Here is a 17962-nt window from a genome sequence, read left to right on the forward strand (position 1 = left end):
CTGCGCCATTGACGCCAGGCATCAGGGCAACCTGTTACGCAAGGCCGCCACTAGCGTAAAGCGCTGCGGGCGCACACGCTGCTGGGGATCGGACAATGTCAGCTGCAACCGCACGCTGCGAATACGTGCCGGATCTCCCGGGTTGCGACTGTAGCTGGAAGCGGCACTTTCCGTTGCAGAACGGGCCATACCGAAACTCACGTCAAAGGTCTCGACATTATCCAGCAGCACCGCCTGCTGCTTGCCCAAGCCGCTGCCCAGCATCAATTGGTGGTCCTGGAGGCTATAGAACAGCCGGCGCAAGGCCAGGACCTGCTGCCCGTGTTCCCCTTGATGAGCCCCCGAATAGACCACGGCGCTGCGCTGACAGTCGGTGACCATGCTCCAGGTCGGCGTCCCGCCATAATCACCGATGTCAGCGGTGATCAAGGTCAGCTTGCGCTCGACATTGCTCCACTGAATCGGGGTGGCCGCGTAGCGGGAAAACTCCTTAGCCGTACTGCGATCATTGACGGTGCGCAGGCAACCGGAAAGCCCTGCCATGCGAATTTCCTGGAGCATCTTGCTCAGAACAAAACGCGCATCCTCCAGCAGGTAGGCCGAGGCGTTCTGGCTAAGGTAAGTAGCCTTCGCCGCGATAAACACCTGAGCCGCACCCAGCACCAGCACCAGGCTCAAAGCCAGTGCCAGCATTATCTCTACCAGCCCGAAGCCATGGCTGCCCTGCCTCATCGCGCCCCTCACGAATCCACGGCCACGCGGCTGCTGAGCACCAGAGCGCGCTGACTCCGCGAATGCCCCTCGGCCCGGGAATCGTCCCACGTGATGCGGATGGTATAGACCTGCTGATTGACACTGATACTGCCCTTGGCGCTGGGGCCCCCGAAGTTCGCCACGTTGCTGGCGAAATCATGCAGGTCCTGATCCCGCACATTGCCCGGGCTGCCTGCGGCGGGCGTGGCAACACCATAGTCGGCCGCCGCATTGGCACGGATCCGGTCAAGCATGTCATAGGCGATAAAGCTGGCCTGGGCACTCATCCGTGAACTGTCGGTGTACTGCAAGGCCTTGATCTGGACCGCCGCGGCCCCCAGCAGCCCCACCGCGAGAATCAACAGGGCCACCAGCACCTCGATCAGGGTCATGCCGGCCTGTGCATGCTGCTCCCTCATGTTCCAATCTCCGTCACGCTCCCAAGCCCATGCAGACAACCACCGATCTCCGATGAAGCAGACTCGTGTGAGCCCACAGAAGCGATGGAAACCAATGCTCTCGACTTCAAAGGTTAGTGCCAGAGTCAGCCCCGGGCCGCCTCTCGGAACAACCCGCAATACATTGCTCACAGCCCCCTTACCTCTCCCTTGAGGCCGAGCCGCAAGGGCCCAGGCGCCGGGCCGTTTCAATCGGGTGAAACCCTTTGTACCCAAATACACCACCCATCCTGGAACAGGCATCGGCTATAACGGGCGGCGACTCACCCCATCCCAGACCGGCAAGCTGGTCATCTGCTCAGCGCCTGCATACGGATAGCGTGAACGCCTCATCTCCAGGGAGGAGACACCATGCATGAAAAGGGCTTCAGCCTGATTGAACTGTTGATCGCGCTGGCCTTGCTGGCACTTTTGCTGCCGCTGTCCACGGCTGCGCTCAGTGAACTATTGCGCACCAATCGACAGCAGGAAGCGGCGCAGATGCTCGCCAGCGGCCTGCGCAATGCACGGGCGGCGGCCATCCTGCACCAGCGCACCGCGCTGATACATAGTCTGAACGACGACTGGAGCCAGGGCTGGCGCATCATTCTGGATGTCAGTGGCAAGGGGTGGGAGGATCCAGAGAATCCGCTGCTGATCGAGCGTCAGAGCGGTGGGCAAGTGCTGATTGTGGGTAATCGTCCGGTACAGCACTTCGTGCGCTTCAGTGCCCAGGGCAATCCGTTGCTGCCCAGTGGCGCCTTCCAGGCCGGCACCTTGCATATCTGCCAGGCCGACCAGGAACACAGCCGCCACCAGGTGGTGCTGTCGCGCAGCGGGCGGGTCAGCCTGCGCAGCGAAACCGCCGAGCAGGCCCTTTGCATGGGAGTGGACTGATCAGAGCAGGGAGCGAACCCGCAACTCTTTGGGCATGGAGAAGGTGATGTTCTCTTCGCGGCCAGCCAGCTCGTCAGCACCGGTGGCGCCCCAGGCCTGCAACTGCTGGATCACCCCACGCACCAGCACTTCCGGCGCCGAAGCGCCGGCGGTAATGCCGATGCGCTCGACACCGTCGAACCAGCTGCGCTGCAGGTCCTCGGCACCGTCGATCAGGTAGGCGGGAGTGGCCATGCGCTCGGCCAGCTCGCGCAGGCGGTTGGAGTTCGAACTGTTGGGGCTGCCCACCACCAGCACCACATCGCACTCGTCGGCCAGTTGCTTGACCGCGTCCTGACGGTTTTGCGTGGCGTAGCAGATATCGTCCTTGCGCGGCCCGCCAATGGCCGGGAAACGCGTGCGCAGGGCATCGATCACCCGGCTGGTATCGTCCATGGACAAGGTGGTCTGGGTCACGAACGCCAGGCGTTCAGGGTTCTGCACCTGCAGCTCGGCTACATCCTTTTCATCTTCCACCAGGTAGATGGCGCCGCCGTTGCTGGCGTCGTACTGACCCATGGTGCCTTCGACTTCAGGGTGGCCGGCGTGTCCGATGAGGATGCACTCACGACCATCACGGCTGTAGCGCGCCACTTCGATATGCACCTTGGTCACCAGCGGGCAAGTGGCATCGAACACTTTGAGACCGCGACCGGCCGCTTCACTGCGTACAGCCTGGGAGACACCGTGGGCGCTAAAGATAACGATGACGTCGTCCGGCACCTGTTCCAGCTCTTCGACGAAGATCGCACCACGATTGCGCAGGTCTTCGACGACAAATTTGTTGTGCACCACTTCATGCCGGACGTAGATCGGCGGCCCGAAGACTTCCAGGGCGCGATTGACGATTTCAATCGCCCGGTCCACACCGGCGCAGAAGCCACGGGGATTGGCGAGTTTGATTTGCATGCTGTGCCTCGTGTCTTGCGCGCAAGAAGTTAGATCGTTATAGACAGCGGATCGCCAGCAAACCAACCCCTACAGAATAGGGCACGGCATGCCGGCGATGCTGTTAAAGCGCTTTGACGTCGATGATTTCCACGTCGAAGGTCAAGGTCTTGCCGGCCAGCGGGTGGTTGAAGTCTACGGTGACTTGAGCATCATCGAAGGCTTTGACCACACCCGGCAGCTCAGTATTGGCCGCGTCATTGAAGATCACCAGCAAACCTTCCGACAACTCCATGTCCTGGAACTGCGAACGCGGGATGACCTGCACGTTCTGCGGGTTCGGCTGGCCAAAGGCGTTTTCCGGCTCAATCGTCAGGCTACGCTGGTCACCGGCCTTGAAGCCGAACAGCGCGGCCTCGAACCCAGGGAGCAGGTTGCCGTCACCGACTTTGAAGGTCGCCGGGGCCTTGTCGAAAGTGCTGTCTACGGTATCGCCGTTCTCCAGGCGCAATGCGAAGTGCAAAGTGACTTCCGTGTTCTGACCGATGCGTTGCTCAGTCAATACCTGTTCAGTCATGAACGGCTTCTCCGGTTTTCTTGCTCTTGAACATATCCAGGGCCAGCATCACCGCGCCAACGGTGATAGCACTGTCGGCGAAGTTGAATGCCGGGAAGTACCAGCGGTTCTGCCAGTGCACCAGGATGAAATCGATCACATGGCCCAGGGCAATGCGGTCATACAGGTTGCCCAAGGCACCGCCCAGTACCAGGGCCAGAGCGATGGCCAGCCAGGTTTCGTTACGCCCCAGGCGCTTGAGCCAGACCACCAGCACGGCGCTGACCACAATCGCGATCAGGGCGAACAGCCAGCGCTGCCAGCCAGAGCTGTCCGCGAGGAAGCTGAAGGCTGCGCCGGTGTTATAAGCCAGGGTCCAACTGAAGTACTCGGGGATCACCACGATCTGCTGGTACATGGTCAGCGAGCTTTCAAAGTGCAGCTTGCTGGCCTGGTCGATGACCAGAACCAGCAAGCTCAACCACAGCCAGCCCAGACGGCCGAAACGGCCTGCGGCGTTAGGCATAGTGACGAACCTCGCCCGCGCCGCTGATGTTATCCACACAACGACCGCAGATTTCCGGGTGCTCAGGGTTCACGCCGACGTCTTCACGGCAGTGCCAGCAGCGGGCGCACTTAGGGAAGGCCGACTTGACGACTTTGAGCTTGAGGCCCGGTACTTCGGTAGCCACGGCATCCGCTGGCGCCTGGGCAAACGGTGCCAGGCTGGCGGTCGAGGTGATCAGCACGAAACGCAGTTCGTTGCTCAGCTTGGCCAGGTCGGCGGTCAGGCCATCCTCGGCAAACAGGGTGACTTCGGCTTGCAGGTTGCCACCGACGGCCTTGGCCGCACGCTGAACTTCCAGCTCCTTGTTCACTGCAACCTTGACCGCCATCACGCCCTCCCAGTACTCGCGGCCCAGTTCGAAGTCAGCTGGCAATTCGCTCAGGCCTTCGTACCAGGTGTTGAGCATCACGGATTCGTTACGCTCGCCCGGCAGGTATTCCCACAGTTCATCAGCGGTGAAGGCCAGGATCGGCGCGATCCAGCGCACCAGCGCTTCAGAGATGTGGTACAGCGCGGTCTGCGCCGAACGACGTGCCTTGCTGTTGGCGCCGGTGGTGTACTGGCGATCCTTGATGATGTCGAGGTAGAAACCACCCAACTCCTGCACGCAGAAGTTGTGGATCTTCGAGTACACGTTCCAGAAGCGGTATTCGCCGTAGTGTTCCTGCAACTCGCGCTGCAGCAACAGGGTACGGTCCACGGCCCAACGATCCAGGGCGAGCATGTCCTCGGCCGGCAGGATGTCGGTGGCCGGGTTGAAACCGCTCAGGTTCGACAGCAGGAAGCGTGCGGTATTGCGGATACGGCGGTAGGCGTCGGCACTGCGGGCCAGGATCTGGTCCGACACGGCGATTTCGCCCGAGTAATCGGTCGACGCCACCCACAGACGCATGATGTCGGCACCCAAGGTGTCGTTGATCTTTTTCGGCTCGATCACGTTCTTCAGCGACTTGGACATCTTGCGGCCCGTCTCATCGACGGTGAAACCGTGGGTCAGCAGTTCGCGGTACGGCGCGTGGTTGTCGATGGCGCAACCGGTCAGCAACGACGAGTGGAACCAGCCGCGGTGTTGGTCCGAGCCTTCCAGGTACAGGTCGGCACGTGGGCCGTTCACGTGGCCCATTGGGTGCGAACCGCGCAGTACGTGCCAGTGAGTGGTGCCGGAGTCGAACCACACGTCGAGGGTGTCGCTGATCTTGTCGTACAGCGGCGCTTCGTCGCCCAGCAGCTCGGCGGCGTCCAGCTTGAACCAGGCCTCGATGCCTTCCTGCTCAACACGCTGGGCCACTTCTTCCATCAGCTCGACGGTGCGTGGGTGCAGTTCGCCGCTTTCCTTGTTCAGGAAGAACGGGATCGGCACGCCCCAGTTGCGCTGGCGGGAGATGCACCAGTCCGGACGGTTGGCGATCATCGAATGCAGACGCGCCTGGCCCCAGGCGGGGACGAACTTGGTGTCTTCGATCGCTTTGAGCGAGCGCGCACGCAGGGTGTCACCGCTGACCGGCTCTTTGTCCATGCCGATGAACCATTGCGCGGTGGCACGGTAGATCAACGGGCTCTTGTGGCGCCAGCAGTGCATGTAGCTGTGGCTGATGATTTCGGTGTGCAGCAACGCACCCACTTCACTCAGCTTATCGACGATGAGCGGATTGGCCTTCCAGATGAACTGGCCGCCGAAGAACTCCAGCGATGGCACGTAGACGCCGTTGCTCTGTACCGGGTTGAGGATGTCGTCGTTGACCATGCCGTAGCGCTTGCAGGTCACGAAGTCGTCTTCACCATAGGCCGGGGCCGAGTGAACCACGCCAGTGCCAGCCCCCAGTTCCACGTACTCGGCCAGGTACACCGGCGACAGACGATCGTAGAACGGATGACGGAAGTTGATCAGTTCCAGGGCAGAACCCGGGGCGGTAGCGATCACCGAACCTTCCAGGTTGTAGCGAGCCAGGCAGGACTCAACCAGCTCTTCGGCCAGCACCAGCAGGCGCTCGCCGGCATCCACCAGGGCGTAGTTGAACTCCGGATGGACGTTCAGCGCCTGGTTGGCCGGGATGGTCCACGGGGTGGTGGTCCAGATCACGATAGCCGCGGGCTTGGCCAGTTTGGCCAGGCCGAAGGCGGTGGCCAACTTGTCTTCATCGGCGATCGGGAAGGCCACGTCGATGGTCGAGGACTTCTTGTCTTCGTACTCGACTTCCGCTTCGGCCAGGGCCGAACCGCAGTCGAAGCACCAGTTCACAGGCTTGAGGCCCTTGAACACGAAGCCGCCTTTGACGATTTCGGCCAAGGCGCGGATTTCTCCGGCCTCGTTCTTGAAGTTCATGGTCTTGTACGGGTTGTCCCATTCGCCCAGAACGCCCAGACGGATGAATTCGGACTTCTGCCCTTCGATCTGCTCGGTGGCGTAGGCGCGGCACAGTTCGCGGGTTTTATCTGCGCCCAGGTTCTTGCCGTAGGTCACTTCGACTTTGTGCTCGATCGGCAGGCCGTGGCAGTCCCAGCCCGGAACATAAGGTGCGTCGAACCCCGACAGGGTTTTCGAGCGCAGGATCATGTCCTTGAGAATTTTGTTCAGCGCATGACCGATGTGAATAGTGCCGTTGGCATAAGGAGGACCGTCGTGCAGAACGAACTTCGGACGATCCTTGCCAATCTCGCGCAACTTTCCGTACAGGCCAATGCTGTCCCAACGCTGCAGAATCTGTGGTTCGCGCTGAGGCAGGCCGGCCTTCATTGGGAAGGCGGTGTCCGGAAGGTTTAACGTGGCTTTATAGTCGGTCATTTAAGGCTCTTCATTAGCGATTGGCGCTATGGATACGTGCCACTTGGGCACGGGCGGCGGCAACATCCGCATTGATCGCCGTCTTCAACGCCTCCAGGGAGGCGAAACGCTGCTCTTCACGCAGCTTGTGGTGGAAAACCACCGTCAAACGCCGGTCATACAGATCGCCGGCAAAATCTAAAAGATGAACTTCAAGGTGGGCCTTGCCATCACCTGCGACTGTGGGCCGGACGCCGATATTGGCGACCCCCGGCCACGTCTTGCCGGCGATGTCGACACTCACCAGGTAAACCCCGGAAAGTGGCACACGCCGGCGCTTCAATTGCACGTTGGCAGTGGGCGTACCCAACTGGCGTGCCAGTTTCTGCCCGTGCAGGACCCGCCCGGCAATCCGGTACGGCCGACCAAGCAGACGCTCGGCCAGTTCAAAATCTGCTGCGGCCAAGGCATTGCGGACCTGGGTGCTGCTGACACGCAAACCATCCAGTTCTACGGTCTGCGCTGCCTCGACGGTAAACCCGTGGTTGGCGCCAGCCTGCTGCAGGAACTCGAAATCTCCGACCCGGTCGCAACCAAAACGGAAATCGTCGCCGACTTCCAGGTGCTGCACGCCCAGGCCATCCACCAGGATACGCTCGACAAATTCATTGGCGCTGAGTTTGCTCAGACGCTGGTTGAACGCCAGGCACAACACCCGATCGACACCGGCCTGGGCCAGCAGTTGCAGCTTGTCACGTAGGCGGGCCAGGCGCGCCGGCGCCGTCTCGGGGGCAAAGAATTCCCGCGGCTGGGGCTCGAAAATCACCACACAGCTGGGCACGCCCAACTCGAGCGCACGCTCACGCAGCCGGCCCAGGATGGCCTGGTGACCACGGTGAACACCGTCAAAGTTGCCAATAGTGGCGACGCAGCCCCGATGCTGGGGGCGCAGATTGTGGAGGCCTCGAACCAGCTGCATAACGCGCTTCTTGCTCATAAAGTGGTCGATTATAACCACACCCGACGGCCGACGACAGGCAGCACCGTCACCCAAATTGATCGAACCGACAAAACCGGTAGTTGCCTCGCACCAACGACTAAACAGCCGTCAGTTCAAGGCCTTGCGATTGAAGTCGCGCAAACGGAAGCCCAGCAGGGCCAACATGCCGAAATACACCACCACCCCAGCCACCACCAAACCGCCCAAGCGCAGGAAACGCTGGAGCATGTGCCCCTGGTCCCAGGCCGGCATAAAGTGCAGCAGCCCCAGCAATACCGCCGACATCACCGTCACAGCCACGATCAGCTTCAAGGCAAACAGCCCCCAGCCCGGCTGCGGCTGAAACATCTGCTGCTTGCGCAATTGGTAGAACAACAGCCCAGCGTTGATACAGGCACCAGCGCTGATGGCCAAAGCCAGGCCAGCGTGCTTCAAGGGACCGATAAAGGCCAGGTTGAGCAGCTGAGTGACGATCAGCGTGAAGATGGCGATCTTCACCGGTGTGCGAATGTTCTGCTGTGCGTAGAAACCCGGCGCCAGCACCTTGATCACGATGATCCCCAGCAAGCCCACGGCGTAAGCCACCAACGCACGCTGAGTCATAGAGGCGTCGAAAGCGCTGAACTCACCGTACTGGAACAGCGACACCGTCAACGGCTCGGCAAGTATTCCCAGCGCCAGGGAACATGGCAGCACCAGGATGAAGCACAGACGCAGCCCCCAATCGAGAATCCGCGAGTACTCATGGCGATCCTTGTTGGCGTAGGTCTTGGCCAGGGTCGGTAGCAAAATAGTGCCCAGGGCCACGCCCAGCACACCGGAAGGCAACTCCATGAGACGGTCGGCGTAATACATCCAGGACACAGAGCCCGCGACCAGGAAGGAAGCAAAGATGGTGTTGATGATCAACGAGATCTGACTGACCGACACCCCGAGGATCGCCGGCAGCATCTGCTTCATCACCCGCCAGACACCGGTATCACGCACATTCAGGCGAGGCAGCACTAACATGCCGATCTTCTTCAAATGCGGCAGCTGATAGAGCAATTGCGCCAAGCCCCCTGCCAGCACTGCCCAGCCCAGGGCCATCACTGGAGGATCGAAGTAGGGCGTAAGAAACACCGCGAAGATGATCATGCTGACGTTGAGCAGAGTCGGCACGAACGCCGGCACCGAGAAGCGGTTCCAGGTATTGAGAATCGCCCCGGCCAGGGAGGACAGCGAGATCAGCAATATATAAGGAAAGGTCACCCGGAGCAGATCGGAAGTCAGGGCGAATTTTTCCGGGGAGTCGACAAAACCCGGTGCCGTAGCCCAGATCACCCAGGGTGCAGCGATGATGCCCAGGGCAGTGACCAGGGCCAGAACCAGGGTCAACAAGCCCGATACATAGGCAATGAAGGTCCGAGTCGCCTCCTCCCCCTGCTGACTCTTGTACTCCGCCAGAATCGGCACGAAGGCTTGAGAGAAGGCTCCCTCGGCAAAGATTCGCCGCAACAGATTGGGCAACTTGAAGGCAATGAAGAAGGCATCCGTAGCCATCCCGGCGCCGAACGTGCGCGCGATGATGGTATCGCGGACAAACCCCAGTACCCGGGAAAGCATCGTGATAGAGCTGACCGCGGCCAATGACTTGAGCAGGTTCATGAAAAGGTTGTTTGCCTGTAGATAAACAGCAGGCGAAAAGACGCCCACTTATGCGATACTCCGCGCCGCAACAGCACAGAGCCAAAGCTCGCGAGTTTACAGGTCAAGCGCCGGAAATAAATATCCCGCCTCTTCAGATCGACCACTCAGCGGAACGCATCAGCTGCCCTTGACAAGACTTCAACTCATCGGCATGATTCGCGGCCTATTTTGTTTGCTATTTCCCAAAAAGTCTTTCGAGGAGCTCGACGGTGGCCAACACACCTTCCGCCAAAAAACGTGCAAAACAGGCTGAGAAGCGTCGCAGCCACAACGCCAGCCTGCGTTCCATGGTTCGTACCTACATCAAGAACGTAGTTAAGGCCATCGACGCCAAAGACGCTGCTAAAGCGCAAGCCGCTTATGTTCTGGCCGTGCCAGTTATCGACCGCATGGCCGATAAAGGCATCATCCACAAGAACAAAGCTGCTCGTCATAAAGGTCGTCTGAATGGCCACATCAAGGCTCTGAACCTTGCTGCTGCAGCCTAAGCGACACGCTTGTTAAAAAACCGACCCAAGGGTCGGTTTTTTATTGCCTGCAATTTACCCGCCCGCAACAAGCCAGCCCCATCAGGGGCCGGCCCGGCAATTCTCAACAGGTCATTGATGAGGCCAAGGCAGAATAGGAATCGCCGTTACCGCATTCTGCGGACTGCCCTCGATCACACGATCGCTATAGACCAGATACACCAAGGTGTTGCGCTTCTTGTCGAGGAAGCGCACCACCTGCATGGTCTTGAACACTAGCGAGGTGCGCTCCTTGAAGACCTCGTCACCATCCTTGAGCTCGCCCTTGAAAGCGATCGGCCCCACCTGGCGACAAGCAATGGATGCCTCAGCACGATCCTCAGCCAAACCCAAGCCACCCTTGAGACCACCCGTCTTGGCTCGCGACAGATAACAAGTCACGCCATCCACCTTGGGATCATCAAAGGCCTCGACCACGATCCGGTCGTTAGGCCCGACAAATTTGAACACCGTGGACACCTGGCCAATTTCCTCGGCCGACACCATGAACGGCATCGCCAAGAGCAGACCCAACAATCCTTTTGCTATGCGCATTCGCTTTTCCTTAGGTCACTTACACCAGAATCAGGTTATCGCGGTGAACCAATTCCGGCTCAGCCATGTAACCCAGGACACCGACAATCGCATCAGAGGGCTGACCGATGATTTTCTGCGCCTCAAGGGCACTGTAGTTGGCCAGGCCGCGGGCAATTTCACGCCCATCAGGCGCCACGCACACCACCATTTCACCGCGACGGAAACCACCCTGGACCTGCTTGACCCCCACTGGCAACAGACTCTTGTTGCCCTGAGACAGGGCCGACACAGCCCCCTCATCCAGCACCAGGGTACCGCGGGTTTGCAGATGCCCGGCAAGCCACTGCTTGCGCGCCGCCAACATGCCACGCTCCGGCGACAACAAGGTACCGATGCGCTCACCCGCCTTCAGGCGATCCAGCACCCGCTCCAGACGCCCACCAACAATGATGGTATGCGCCCCGGAGCGCGCCGCCAGGCGCGCCGCTCGCAACTTGGTCTGCATACCACCACGCCCCAACGCCCCACCAGTACCGCCAGCCACGGCATCCAGCGCCGGATCATCGGCCCGCGCCTCGTAAATCAACTGCGCATCGGGATTGTTGCGCGGATCAGCATCGAACATGCCATCGCGATCAGTGAGGATAACCAGCAGGTCCGCCTCCACCAGATTGGCCACCAGCGCCGCCAGGGTGTCGTTATCGCCGAAGCGGATTTCATCGGTCACCACGGTGTCGTTTTCATTGATCACCGGAATCACCTTGAGCTCCACCAGCGCCCGCAAAGTACTGCGAGCATTGAGGTAACGCTTACGGTCCGACAGATCGTCATGGGTCAGGAGAATCTGCGCCGTATGCCGGCCATGCTCGGCAAAGCTCGACTCCCAGGCCTGCACCAAGCCCATCTGGCCAATGGCCGCAGCCGCCTGCAGCTCATGCATCGCACTCGGTCGTGCGGTCCAGCCAAGGCGACTCATTCCGGCCGCCACAGCACCCGAAGAGACCAGTACCAATTCGACACCCGCCTCATGCAAGGCCACCATCTGCTCGACCCACACGCCCATTGCCGCGCGATCCAGTCCCTTGCCGTCCGCCGTCAGCAGTGCACTGCCGATCTTCACGACCCAGCGCTGCGCACCCGTCACCTTGCTCCGCATCTTATTCAACCTTTGCCAGCGAGCAGCGCGACCGAGCGCCACTCATGGGGTTATTCGTATTTAAGCCTTGCAGATACCAAAACGCCGCTCGAATGAGCGGCGCCTTGAGAGCTGGCTGGCAGCGATGATAACACCGCGCCCGCCCAGATAAACCGTGTTCGCGGACAAGCCCACACCACAGGATCAGTCGCGGACGTAGATGATTTCCGGGCCGTCCTCGTCATCCACATCCTCTTCATCCCAGTCATCGTCGCCGATGTCATGGACACTCTTGACGCCGCTACGGCGCAGGGCACGCTGATCGTCCAGCGCCTGCAACTGGGCACGCGCCTCATCTTCGATGCGCTGATCCAGCTCGGCCAGCTCATCGGCATAGGCCGGGTCGGCTGCCAGGCGATCGGCACGATCTTCCAGATACCGCATGATGTCGCGACTCAGACGCTCGGTACCATCCTTGGAGATGGCCGAGATCACGTACACCGGACCAGTCCACTCCAGGCGATCAACGATCTCCTTGACGCGCTCCTCACGCTCCTCCTCAAGAATCTGATCGCTCTTGTTCAGCACCAGCCAGCGCTCACGCTCAGCCAGGGACGGACTGAACTTGACCAACTCGTTGACAATCACTTGCGCGGCATCCGCCGGATTGGTTTCATCCAGCGGAGCCATGTCCACCAGATGCAGCAGGATGCGCGTACGCGCCAAGTGCTTGAGGAAGCGAATCCCCAGGCCAGCACCATCGGAAGCCCCTTCGATCAGACCTGGAATATCGGCGATTACGAAGCTCTTCCAGCGGTCGACACTGACCACGCCCAGGTTGGGCACCAGCGTGGTGAATGGGTAATCAGCCACTTTCGGCTTGGCGGCGGAAACCGAGCGAATGAAGGTACTTTTACCGGCATTCGGCAAACCCAGGAGGCCGACGTCCGCCAACACCTTCAATTCCAGCTTGAGATCACGCTGCTCACCCGGCTTGCCCGGAGTGGTCTGTCGCGGCGCACGGTTGGTACTGGACTTGAACCGGGTGTTGCCCAGGCCGTGCCAGCCACCCTGCACCACCATCAGGCGCTGACCAGCCTTGGTCAGGTCGCCGATGACTTCCTGAGTACCGGCATCAATGATGGTGGTACCGACCGGAACCCGCAGCTCCAGATCCTCGCCTTTCTTGCCGGTGCAGTCGGTGCTGCCACCATTGGAGCCGCGCTCAGCATCGAAGTGCCGGGTATAACGGTAGTCCACCAGGGTGTTGAGGTTTTCGTCTGCGACCATGTAGATCGAGCCACCATCACCACCATCACCGCCGTTGGGACCACCGTTCTCGATGAATTTTTCCCGACGGAAACTCATGCAGCCATTGCCGCCGTCGCCAGCTTTTACTCGAATCGAAACTTCATCAACAAACTTCATGATCAAACGCCTCTCACCGCACGGGCGAGCTGAAGAAACCAAGACATAAGACTCTTGCAAAAATGAGCGCAGCGACCTCAATCAACGACCGAAACATCCAACGCTGGCAGCTCGTACAAACAGTTTTGCAAGAGACTCATCCCACAAACGAAAAAGCCCCGTCGCGAGACAGGGCTTTTCCAGCGATCACGCAATTAAGCTGCGACGACGCTCACGTAACGACGACCGAAGGCGCCTTTTACTTCAAACTTGATCACGCCTTCGATTTTCGCGAACAGGGTGTGATCTTTACCCATGCCAACGCCGTAGCCAGCGTGGAATTGGGTGCCGCGCTGACGCACGATGATGTTGCCGGCCTTGATGACCTGGCCGCCATACATCTTCACGCCAAGGCGTTTGGCTTCTGAGTCGCGACCGTTACGGGTACTACCACCAGCTTTTTTGTGTGCCATGAGTTCAATTCTCCTAGTGAGGAATTAGGCTGAAATTAAGCCTGAATACCGGTGATTTTGATCTCGGTGAACCACTGGCGGTGGCCCATACGCTTCATGTGGTGCTTACGGCGACGGAACTTGATGATGCGGACTTTATCGTGACGACCTTGGGAGATCACTTCAGCCTTGACGGTTGCGCCAGCAACAACAGGTGCGCCGATGTTCACGTCGTCGCCATTGGCAACCAACAGAACGCGGTCAAAAGTCACGGACTCGCCAGTGGCGATTTCCAGTTTTTCGATCTTCAGGTATTCACCTTCAGCGACCTTGTATTGCTTACCGCCGGTAACGATTACTGCGTACATGGTATTTCTCCGATAATCCTGCTCACCCAGCTCTTTATAAGAAGAGGTATTGGCTGGCATGGCTGCATGGGGCTGGAACGGCCCAAGTGCAATTGCGTAAGGCAGGTGCTGCCCAGGAAGTTCAGGGTGCGCGATTGTACGCAAGGCACAATAGCGATGCAAGTGCCGTTCAGGCGGCGGCAAGCACCGCCGGGAGCGCGCCTTGACACCTGCGGACGCGGGTCCTAGCATGCCGCGCAACCCTTCTGGAGCACCTGTCGCTGATGCAACCCCAAGCTTTCTACCGCGCGGTGGCGGACGATTTTAGCGCCGTCGACGGCATCATCAAGAAACAGCTGACTTCCCGAGTGCCGCTGGTTTCAAAAATTGGCGACTACATCACTTCGGCCGGAGGCAAGCGCCTGCGTCCTTTATTAGTGCTGCTGTGTGGCAAGGCACTGGGGCGCGAAGGCGACGATTTGCGCCTGCTGGCCGCCACCATCGAGTTCCTGCACACCGCCACCCTGCTGCATGACGACGTGGTCGACATGTCCGGCATGCGCCGTGGCCGCTCGACCGCCAACGCTATGTGGGGCAATGCGCCCAGCGTACTGGTGGGAGACTTCCTGTACTCCCGTTCGTTCGAAATGATGGTTGAACTGGGCTCGATGCCGGTCATGCGCATCCTGTCCCAGGCCACGCGGATCATCGCCGAAGGCGAAGTCCTGCAACTGTCCAAGGTGCGCGACGCCAGTACCACCGAAGAAACCTATATGGAAGTCATCCGCGGCAAGACCGCGATGCTCTTCGAAGCCTCGACCCACAGCGCAGCCGCCCTGGCCGGCGCCACACCGGAACAGGCCGAAGCCCTGCGCACCTTCGGCGATCACCTGGGCGTGGCCTTCCAACTGGTGGACGACCTGCTGGACTACCGTGGCGACGCCGAAACCCTGGGCAAGAACGTGGGTGACGACCTCGCGGAAGGCAAACCCACCCTGCCGCTGATCTACACCATGCGCGAAGGCACCCCAGAGCAGGCAGCCCTGGTTCGCCAGGCCATCCAGAAAGGTGGTATCGAAGACCTGGAAAGCATCCGCGCCGCCGTTGAGGCTTCGGGCTCCCTGGACTACACCGCGCAATTGGCCCGCGACTACGTGGCTCGCGCCATCACCTGCCTGGAAGCTCTGCCACCCAGCGAATACCGCGACGCTCTGGTGGAGTTGAGCGAATTCGCCGTCGCTCGCACCCACTAAAGCGCACCGGCTCCTGCCGATTGGCAGGAGCCGGCGCAACTCCCCAGCGCCCCCTCCCCGAAAAAACCCTATACAATGTGCGCTTTTTAGCCATCCTGACTTTGAGGAGCTTAAGTGAGCACTTTGCCACCCTGCCCAAAATGCAATTCCGAATACACCTACGAGGACGGCACCCAGCTGATCTGCCCCGAGTGCGCCCACGAGTGGTCCGCCAGCGGCGAAGCCGAAGCCGCATCCGATGAAGCCGTGAAGAAAGATTCGGTGGGCAACGTGCTGCAAGACGGCGATACCATCACCGTGATCAAGGACCTCAAGGTCAAGGGCACCTCCCTGGTGGTCAAGGTCGGCACCAAGGTCAAGAACATCCGCCTGTGCGATGGCGACCACGACATCGACTGCAAGATCGACGGCATCGGCCCGATGAAGCTCAAATCCGAGTTCGTCCGCAAGGTCTGACGCCTGCACCCTCTCGCGCCTGTCGCGAGAGGGTATCCCGCCTATACCCCCGCCATGCTTGATCCACACACCTGCTAGCGAAAAGCCAGCCAATTTGATCGAAAACAATTTCCACACAGAAAAAAGCAGAAACCGCCAATAGGTACTTGCTATTCATTGAATAAGAATTATTCTCATTGAACCCATTCAAGGAGATGACACCCATGACTTATTTGATTGATGCCTGGCTGGACCGCCCACACCCCTACCTGCGCATCCTGCATCGGGAAACCGGGGAAGTCTGTGCTGTGTTGGAAGAGGAAGCCCTGAGCGAGCTGCAGGACCAGGGAGATCTGGACCTGATCGGCTTGAGCTCCAGCGAACCGCTGGTTCTCAAGGAATTGGTGCGCAACCTGTTTTTGTTCTGCTACGCCAGAGCCTTGCGGCCAACCGGCGCCGATGGCCACAGCCTGGGCGCAAAAATTCGTCTATGAAACCAAAACCGCGAAAGGGGCAAGTTGGCCGAGGATGAACTGACCGCGCGTGCGCGGCCGTCATCGCCAGCCATCTGGCCCCTACCGGGTTACAGAACGTCCAGCAGCTCGACGTCGAACACCAGAACGCTGTGCGGCGGGATGCTGCCCACGCCTTGTGCGCCGTAAGCCAGTTCGCTCGGCACGTACAGACGCCATTTGCTACCGGCGTTCATCAGTTGCAGCGCTTCGGTCCAGCCGGCGATCACGCCGCCTACCGGGAACTCAGCAGGTTGGCCACGCTCGTAGGAACTGTCGAACACAGTGCCGTCGATCAGGGTGCCGTGGTAGTGAGTACGCACGCTGTCTTCACGGGATGGCTTGGCGCCGTCGCCCTGGGTCAGCACTTCGAACTGCAGACCGGAAGCCAGAGTGGTGATGCCTTCACGCTTGGCGTTTTCCGCCAGGAAAGCCAGACCGGCACCTGCAGCAGCTTCGGCTTTGGCAGCGGCTTCAGCTTGCATGATTTCGCGGATGACCTTGAAGCTCGCGGACATTTCTTCCTGACCCACACGGCTTGGCTTACCGGCGAAAGCGTCGGTCAGACCCGCCAGGATCGCGTCCAGGCTGACGCCCGGTGGAGGGTTGTCGCGCAGTTGGTCGCCCAACTGACGGCCAATGCCGTAGCTGACGCGGGTTTCGTCGGTGGACAGATTTACTTCGGACATGACACTGCTCCGCTGTGCGGACGGCTCGGAAAGGCCGCAGGAACACAGCGCCTCCCGGAGCGCCCGGAATCAAAAGGGCGAGCAGACTAGCACAGAAGCCCGGCACGGATCATCGCCGTGCAGGCCTCAGCTACCCGAGTGCAAAGTGATGGGCACTTTCAAGCTTTCCTCGACACCCACGGACAAGCCGCACATCTCGTCATGCACTGACGTGTGAATCAGATTGAACGGCAACTTGGGAAAGGACTGCAGGACCTCACGAGCATGCTCCACGGAGCGCAGATGAAACATCTGACCCTGGGCATCGCTCAGTGGATAAGCCGCCCCGTGCATGCGCGCCTCAAGCAGATAGATTCCGCCCTCCAGGGAGATCAGATTCAATTCGTCGACTTTTCCGGCAATGGCGTAGGCATTCATTTCTTGCAGATTCATGAGAGCACCTCGTGCTTTTACAGCCCTGACAGCTACAGGCATATGCCCCAGCCAGGAAAAGCACAAGCCACAAACAACGCCGCCCGTCCGTTTCGCAACGGCCGGGCGGCATTCATTCACGCAGCGAAACCTGTCAGTGCTTGGTCAGCTTGTCCAGGTAACCCATGGCAAACGCCGAAATCACGAACGTCATGTGAATCACCACGTACCACAACAGGTACTCGGTAGGGATGTTCTTGGCATCCATGAACACTCGCAGCAGGTGGATCGACGAAATCGCCACGATGGACGCGGCCACTTTCATCTTCAATGACGAAGAATCCATCTTGCCCAACCAGTTGAGCTTCTCCTTGTCTTCGTCGATGTCCAGTTGCGACACGAAGTTCTCATAACCGGAGATCATCACCATCACCAGCAGACCACCTACCAGCGCCATGTCGATCAACGACAACAGCACCAGGATCAGGTCGGACTCGGCCATGGAAAACACATTGGGAATGACGTGGAAGACTTCCTGGAAGAACTTCAATGCCAGTGCCAGCAAGCCCAGAGACAAACCGAAGTAGATCGGCGCCAGCAGCCAGCGTGAGGCATACATTGCATTCTCGATAAAACGTTCCATTGAATCTCGCACCCGGTGTAAAAACGGCGGCGAGTATATCAGCGCCG

The 17962-nt window shown here is 59.7% G+C and carries 21 protein-coding genes; 5 read left to right on the forward strand and 16 right to left on the reverse strand.

The annotated features are described in order from the left end of the window. Positions 1 to 21: 21 nt before the first annotated feature. Both ACMGF8_RS00340 and pilV read right to left on the reverse strand, forming a co-directional pair. A complete protein-coding gene (locus tag ACMGF8_RS00340; RefSeq protein WP_207166575.1) occupies positions 22 to 732 on the reverse strand; it encodes a PilW family protein in 711 nt (236 codons plus the stop codon). An 8-nt stretch (positions 733 to 740) separates the two neighbouring features. After that, positions 741 to 1172 (reverse strand): type IV pilus modification protein PilV, encoded by a 432-nt coding sequence (gene pilV / locus ACMGF8_RS00345; protein ID WP_102865454.1) that lies wholly within the window; start codon positions 1170 to 1172, stop codon positions 741 to 743. Positions 1173 to 1562: 390 nt separating this feature from the next. Here pilV and ACMGF8_RS00350 point away from each other — a divergent pair, with 390 nt between their 5' ends. Then, positions 1563 to 2087 (forward strand): GspH/FimT family protein, encoded by a 525-nt coding sequence (locus ACMGF8_RS00350; RefSeq protein ID WP_102865453.1) that lies wholly within the window; start codon positions 1563 to 1565, stop codon positions 2085 to 2087. Here ACMGF8_RS00350 and ispH read toward each other — a convergent pair whose 3' ends face one another. The 6 genes from ispH to murJ all read right to left on the reverse strand — a co-directional run bounded on the left by ispH (position 2088) and on the right by murJ (position 9546). Next, positions 2088 to 3035: a 4-hydroxy-3-methylbut-2-enyl diphosphate reductase gene (gene ispH, locus ACMGF8_RS00355; RefSeq protein WP_102865452.1), complete on the reverse strand. Its 948-nt coding sequence runs from the start codon at positions 3033 to 3035 to the stop codon at positions 2088 to 2090. A 103-nt stretch (positions 3036 to 3138) separates the two neighbouring features. Next, entirely contained in the window at positions 3139 to 3591 is a 453-nt protein-coding gene (fkpB, locus tag ACMGF8_RS00360; RefSeq protein ID WP_115580968.1) for an FKBP-type peptidyl-prolyl cis-trans isomerase, read from the reverse strand. Beyond that, positions 3584 to 4096, reverse strand: a complete 513-nt coding sequence (gene lspA / locus ACMGF8_RS00365) for a signal peptidase II (RefSeq protein WP_102865450.1) — start codon at positions 4094 to 4096, stop codon at positions 3584 to 3586. Before lspA ends, fkpB begins: the two co-directional genes overlap by 8 nt. Further along, positions 4089 to 6920 carry an isoleucine--tRNA ligase gene (gene ileS / locus ACMGF8_RS00370; RefSeq protein WP_102865449.1) on the reverse strand — a complete coding sequence of 944 codons (2832 nt, stop codon included), beginning with the start codon at positions 6918 to 6920 and terminating at the stop codon, positions 4089 to 4091. Before ileS ends, lspA begins: the two co-directional genes overlap by 8 nt. A gap of 13 nt (positions 6921 to 6933) precedes the next feature. Continuing rightward, complete coding sequence (gene ribF, locus ACMGF8_RS00375; protein ID WP_162884093.1) at positions 6934 to 7878, reverse strand: bifunctional riboflavin kinase/FAD synthetase; 945 nt, start codon at positions 7876 to 7878, stop codon at positions 6934 to 6936. A 129-nt stretch (positions 7879 to 8007) separates the two neighbouring features. Beyond that, positions 8008 to 9546 carry a murein biosynthesis integral membrane protein MurJ gene (murJ, locus tag ACMGF8_RS00380; RefSeq protein WP_102865447.1) on the reverse strand — a complete coding sequence of 513 codons (1539 nt, stop codon included), beginning with the start codon at positions 9544 to 9546 and terminating at the stop codon, positions 8008 to 8010. Between the two features lie 251 nt (positions 9547 to 9797). Here murJ and rpsT point away from each other — a divergent pair, with 251 nt between their 5' ends. After that, positions 9798 to 10076 carry a 30S ribosomal protein S20 gene (rpsT, locus tag ACMGF8_RS00385; RefSeq protein ID WP_016967023.1) on the forward strand — a complete coding sequence of 93 codons (279 nt, stop codon included), beginning with the start codon at positions 9798 to 9800 and terminating at the stop codon, positions 10074 to 10076. A 111-nt stretch (positions 10077 to 10187) separates the two neighbouring features. On the opposite strand, the gene ACMGF8_RS00390 is transcribed toward rpsT, so the two are convergent. The 5 genes from ACMGF8_RS00390 to rplU all read right to left on the reverse strand — a co-directional run bounded on the left by ACMGF8_RS00390 (position 10188) and on the right by rplU (position 13993). Next, positions 10188 to 10649, reverse strand: a complete 462-nt coding sequence (locus ACMGF8_RS00390) for a CreA family protein (protein ID WP_102865446.1) — start codon at positions 10647 to 10649, stop codon at positions 10188 to 10190. Positions 10650 to 10668: 19 nt separating this feature from the next. Continuing rightward, positions 10669 to 11787 carry a glutamate 5-kinase gene (gene proB, locus ACMGF8_RS00395; RefSeq protein ID WP_047289314.1) on the reverse strand — a complete coding sequence of 373 codons (1119 nt, stop codon included), beginning with the start codon at positions 11785 to 11787 and terminating at the stop codon, positions 10669 to 10671. Positions 11788 to 11970: 183 nt separating this feature from the next. After that, the gene (gene cgtA / locus ACMGF8_RS00400; RefSeq protein WP_102865445.1) at positions 11971 to 13194 is read right to left on the reverse strand and encodes an Obg family GTPase CgtA; all 1224 of its coding nucleotides are present in this window, start codon (positions 13192 to 13194) and stop codon (positions 11971 to 11973) included. Between the two features lie 194 nt (positions 13195 to 13388). Beyond that, the gene (gene rpmA / locus ACMGF8_RS00405) at positions 13389 to 13646 is read right to left on the reverse strand and encodes a 50S ribosomal protein L27 (RefSeq protein ID WP_003228360.1); all 258 of its coding nucleotides are present in this window, start codon (positions 13644 to 13646) and stop codon (positions 13389 to 13391) included. Between the two features lie 35 nt (positions 13647 to 13681). Next, positions 13682 to 13993, reverse strand: coding sequence for a 50S ribosomal protein L21 (gene rplU / locus ACMGF8_RS00410; RefSeq protein ID WP_007924746.1), 312 nt, complete (start codon positions 13991 to 13993; stop codon positions 13682 to 13684). A 263-nt stretch (positions 13994 to 14256) separates the two neighbouring features. Between rplU and ACMGF8_RS00415 the strand changes: the two genes are divergently transcribed. The 3 genes from ACMGF8_RS00415 (at position 14257) to ACMGF8_RS00425 (ending at position 16154) form a co-directional block, all read left to right on the forward strand. Continuing rightward, complete coding sequence (locus tag ACMGF8_RS00415; protein ID WP_016967027.1) at positions 14257 to 15225, forward strand: polyprenyl synthetase family protein; 969 nt, start codon at positions 14257 to 14259, stop codon at positions 15223 to 15225. Between the two features lie 114 nt (positions 15226 to 15339). Further along, positions 15340 to 15681 carry a zinc ribbon domain-containing protein YjdM gene (locus ACMGF8_RS00420; protein WP_016967028.1) on the forward strand — a complete coding sequence of 114 codons (342 nt, stop codon included), beginning with the start codon at positions 15340 to 15342 and terminating at the stop codon, positions 15679 to 15681. A 203-nt stretch (positions 15682 to 15884) separates the two neighbouring features. Further along, positions 15885 to 16154 (forward strand): hypothetical protein, encoded by a 270-nt coding sequence (locus ACMGF8_RS00425; RefSeq protein ID WP_102865444.1) that lies wholly within the window; start codon positions 15885 to 15887, stop codon positions 16152 to 16154. An 89-nt stretch (positions 16155 to 16243) separates the two neighbouring features. On the opposite strand, the gene ACMGF8_RS00430 is transcribed toward ACMGF8_RS00425, so the two are convergent. The 3 genes from ACMGF8_RS00430 to ACMGF8_RS00440 form a co-directional block, all read right to left on the reverse strand. Next, a complete protein-coding gene (locus tag ACMGF8_RS00430) occupies positions 16244 to 16861 on the reverse strand; it encodes an FKBP-type peptidyl-prolyl cis-trans isomerase (RefSeq protein WP_044465159.1) in 618 nt (205 codons plus the stop codon). A gap of 126 nt (positions 16862 to 16987) precedes the next feature. Continuing rightward, positions 16988 to 17293: a DUF6482 family protein gene (locus ACMGF8_RS00435; RefSeq protein WP_115580972.1), complete on the reverse strand. Its 306-nt coding sequence runs from the start codon at positions 17291 to 17293 to the stop codon at positions 16988 to 16990. 133 nt (positions 17294 to 17426) lie between these two features. Beyond that, the gene (locus tag ACMGF8_RS00440) at positions 17427 to 17915 is read right to left on the reverse strand and encodes a TIGR00645 family protein (RefSeq protein WP_102865442.1); all 489 of its coding nucleotides are present in this window, start codon (positions 17913 to 17915) and stop codon (positions 17427 to 17429) included. Positions 17916 to 17962: the final 47 nt, after the last annotated feature.

The sequence above is a fragment of the Pseudomonas sp. BNK-7 genome (assembly GCF_048072025.1).
GTDB classification, from domain to species: domain Bacteria; phylum Pseudomonadota; class Gammaproteobacteria; order Pseudomonadales; family Pseudomonadaceae; genus Aquipseudomonas; species Aquipseudomonas danubii.

Excerpts from the sequence above, each read along its gene's own strand:
- ACMGF8_RS00340 (WP_207166575.1), bottom strand. The coding sequence starts at position 732 with ATGAGGCAGGGCAGCCATGGCTTCGGGCTGGTAGAGATAATGCTGGCA.
- pilV (WP_102865454.1), bottom strand. The coding sequence starts at position 1,172 with ATGAGGGAGCAGCATGCACAGGCCGGCATGACCCTGATCGAGGTGCTG.
- ACMGF8_RS00350 (WP_102865453.1), top strand. The coding sequence starts at position 1,563 with ATGCATGAAAAGGGCTTCAGCCTGATTGAACTGTTGATCGCGCTGGCC.
- ispH (WP_102865452.1), bottom strand. The coding sequence starts at position 3,035 with ATGCAAATCAAACTCGCCAATCCCCGTGGCTTCTGCGCCGGTGTGGAC.
- fkpB (WP_115580968.1), bottom strand. The coding sequence starts at position 3,591 with ATGACTGAACAGGTATTGACTGAGCAACGCATCGGTCAGAACACGGAA.
- lspA (WP_102865450.1), bottom strand. The coding sequence starts at position 4,096 with ATGCCTAACGCCGCAGGCCGTTTCGGCCGTCTGGGCTGGCTGTGGTTG.
- ileS (WP_102865449.1), bottom strand. The coding sequence starts at position 6,920 with ATGACCGACTATAAAGCCACGTTAAACCTTCCGGACACCGCCTTCCCA.
- ribF (WP_162884093.1), bottom strand. The coding sequence starts at position 7,878 with ATGCAGCTGGTTCGAGGCCTCCACAATCTGCGCCCCCAGCATCGGGGC.
- murJ (WP_102865447.1), bottom strand. The coding sequence starts at position 9,546 with ATGAACCTGCTCAAGTCATTGGCCGCGGTCAGCTCTATCACGATGCTT.
- ACMGF8_RS00390 (WP_102865446.1), bottom strand. The coding sequence starts at position 10,649 with ATGCGCATAGCAAAAGGATTGTTGGGTCTGCTCTTGGCGATGCCGTTC.
- proB (WP_047289314.1), bottom strand. The coding sequence starts at position 11,787 with ATGCGGAGCAAGGTGACGGGTGCGCAGCGCTGGGTCGTGAAGATCGGC.
- cgtA (WP_102865445.1), bottom strand. The coding sequence starts at position 13,194 with ATGAAGTTTGTTGATGAAGTTTCGATTCGAGTAAAAGCTGGCGACGGC.
- rpmA (WP_003228360.1), bottom strand. The coding sequence starts at position 13,646 with ATGGCACACAAAAAAGCTGGTGGTAGTACCCGTAACGGTCGCGACTCA.
- rplU (WP_007924746.1), bottom strand. The coding sequence starts at position 13,993 with ATGTACGCAGTAATCGTTACCGGCGGTAAGCAATACAAGGTCGCTGAA.
- ACMGF8_RS00415 (WP_016967027.1), top strand. The coding sequence starts at position 14,257 with ATGCAACCCCAAGCTTTCTACCGCGCGGTGGCGGACGATTTTAGCGCC.
- ACMGF8_RS00425 (WP_102865444.1), top strand. The coding sequence starts at position 15,885 with ATGACTTATTTGATTGATGCCTGGCTGGACCGCCCACACCCCTACCTG.
- ACMGF8_RS00430 (WP_044465159.1), bottom strand. The coding sequence starts at position 16,861 with ATGTCCGAAGTAAATCTGTCCACCGACGAAACCCGCGTCAGCTACGGC.
- ACMGF8_RS00435 (WP_115580972.1), bottom strand. The coding sequence starts at position 17,293 with ATGAATCTGCAAGAAATGAATGCCTACGCCATTGCCGGAAAAGTCGAC.
- ACMGF8_RS00440 (WP_102865442.1), bottom strand. The coding sequence starts at position 17,915 with ATGGAACGTTTTATCGAGAATGCAATGTATGCCTCACGCTGGCTGCTG.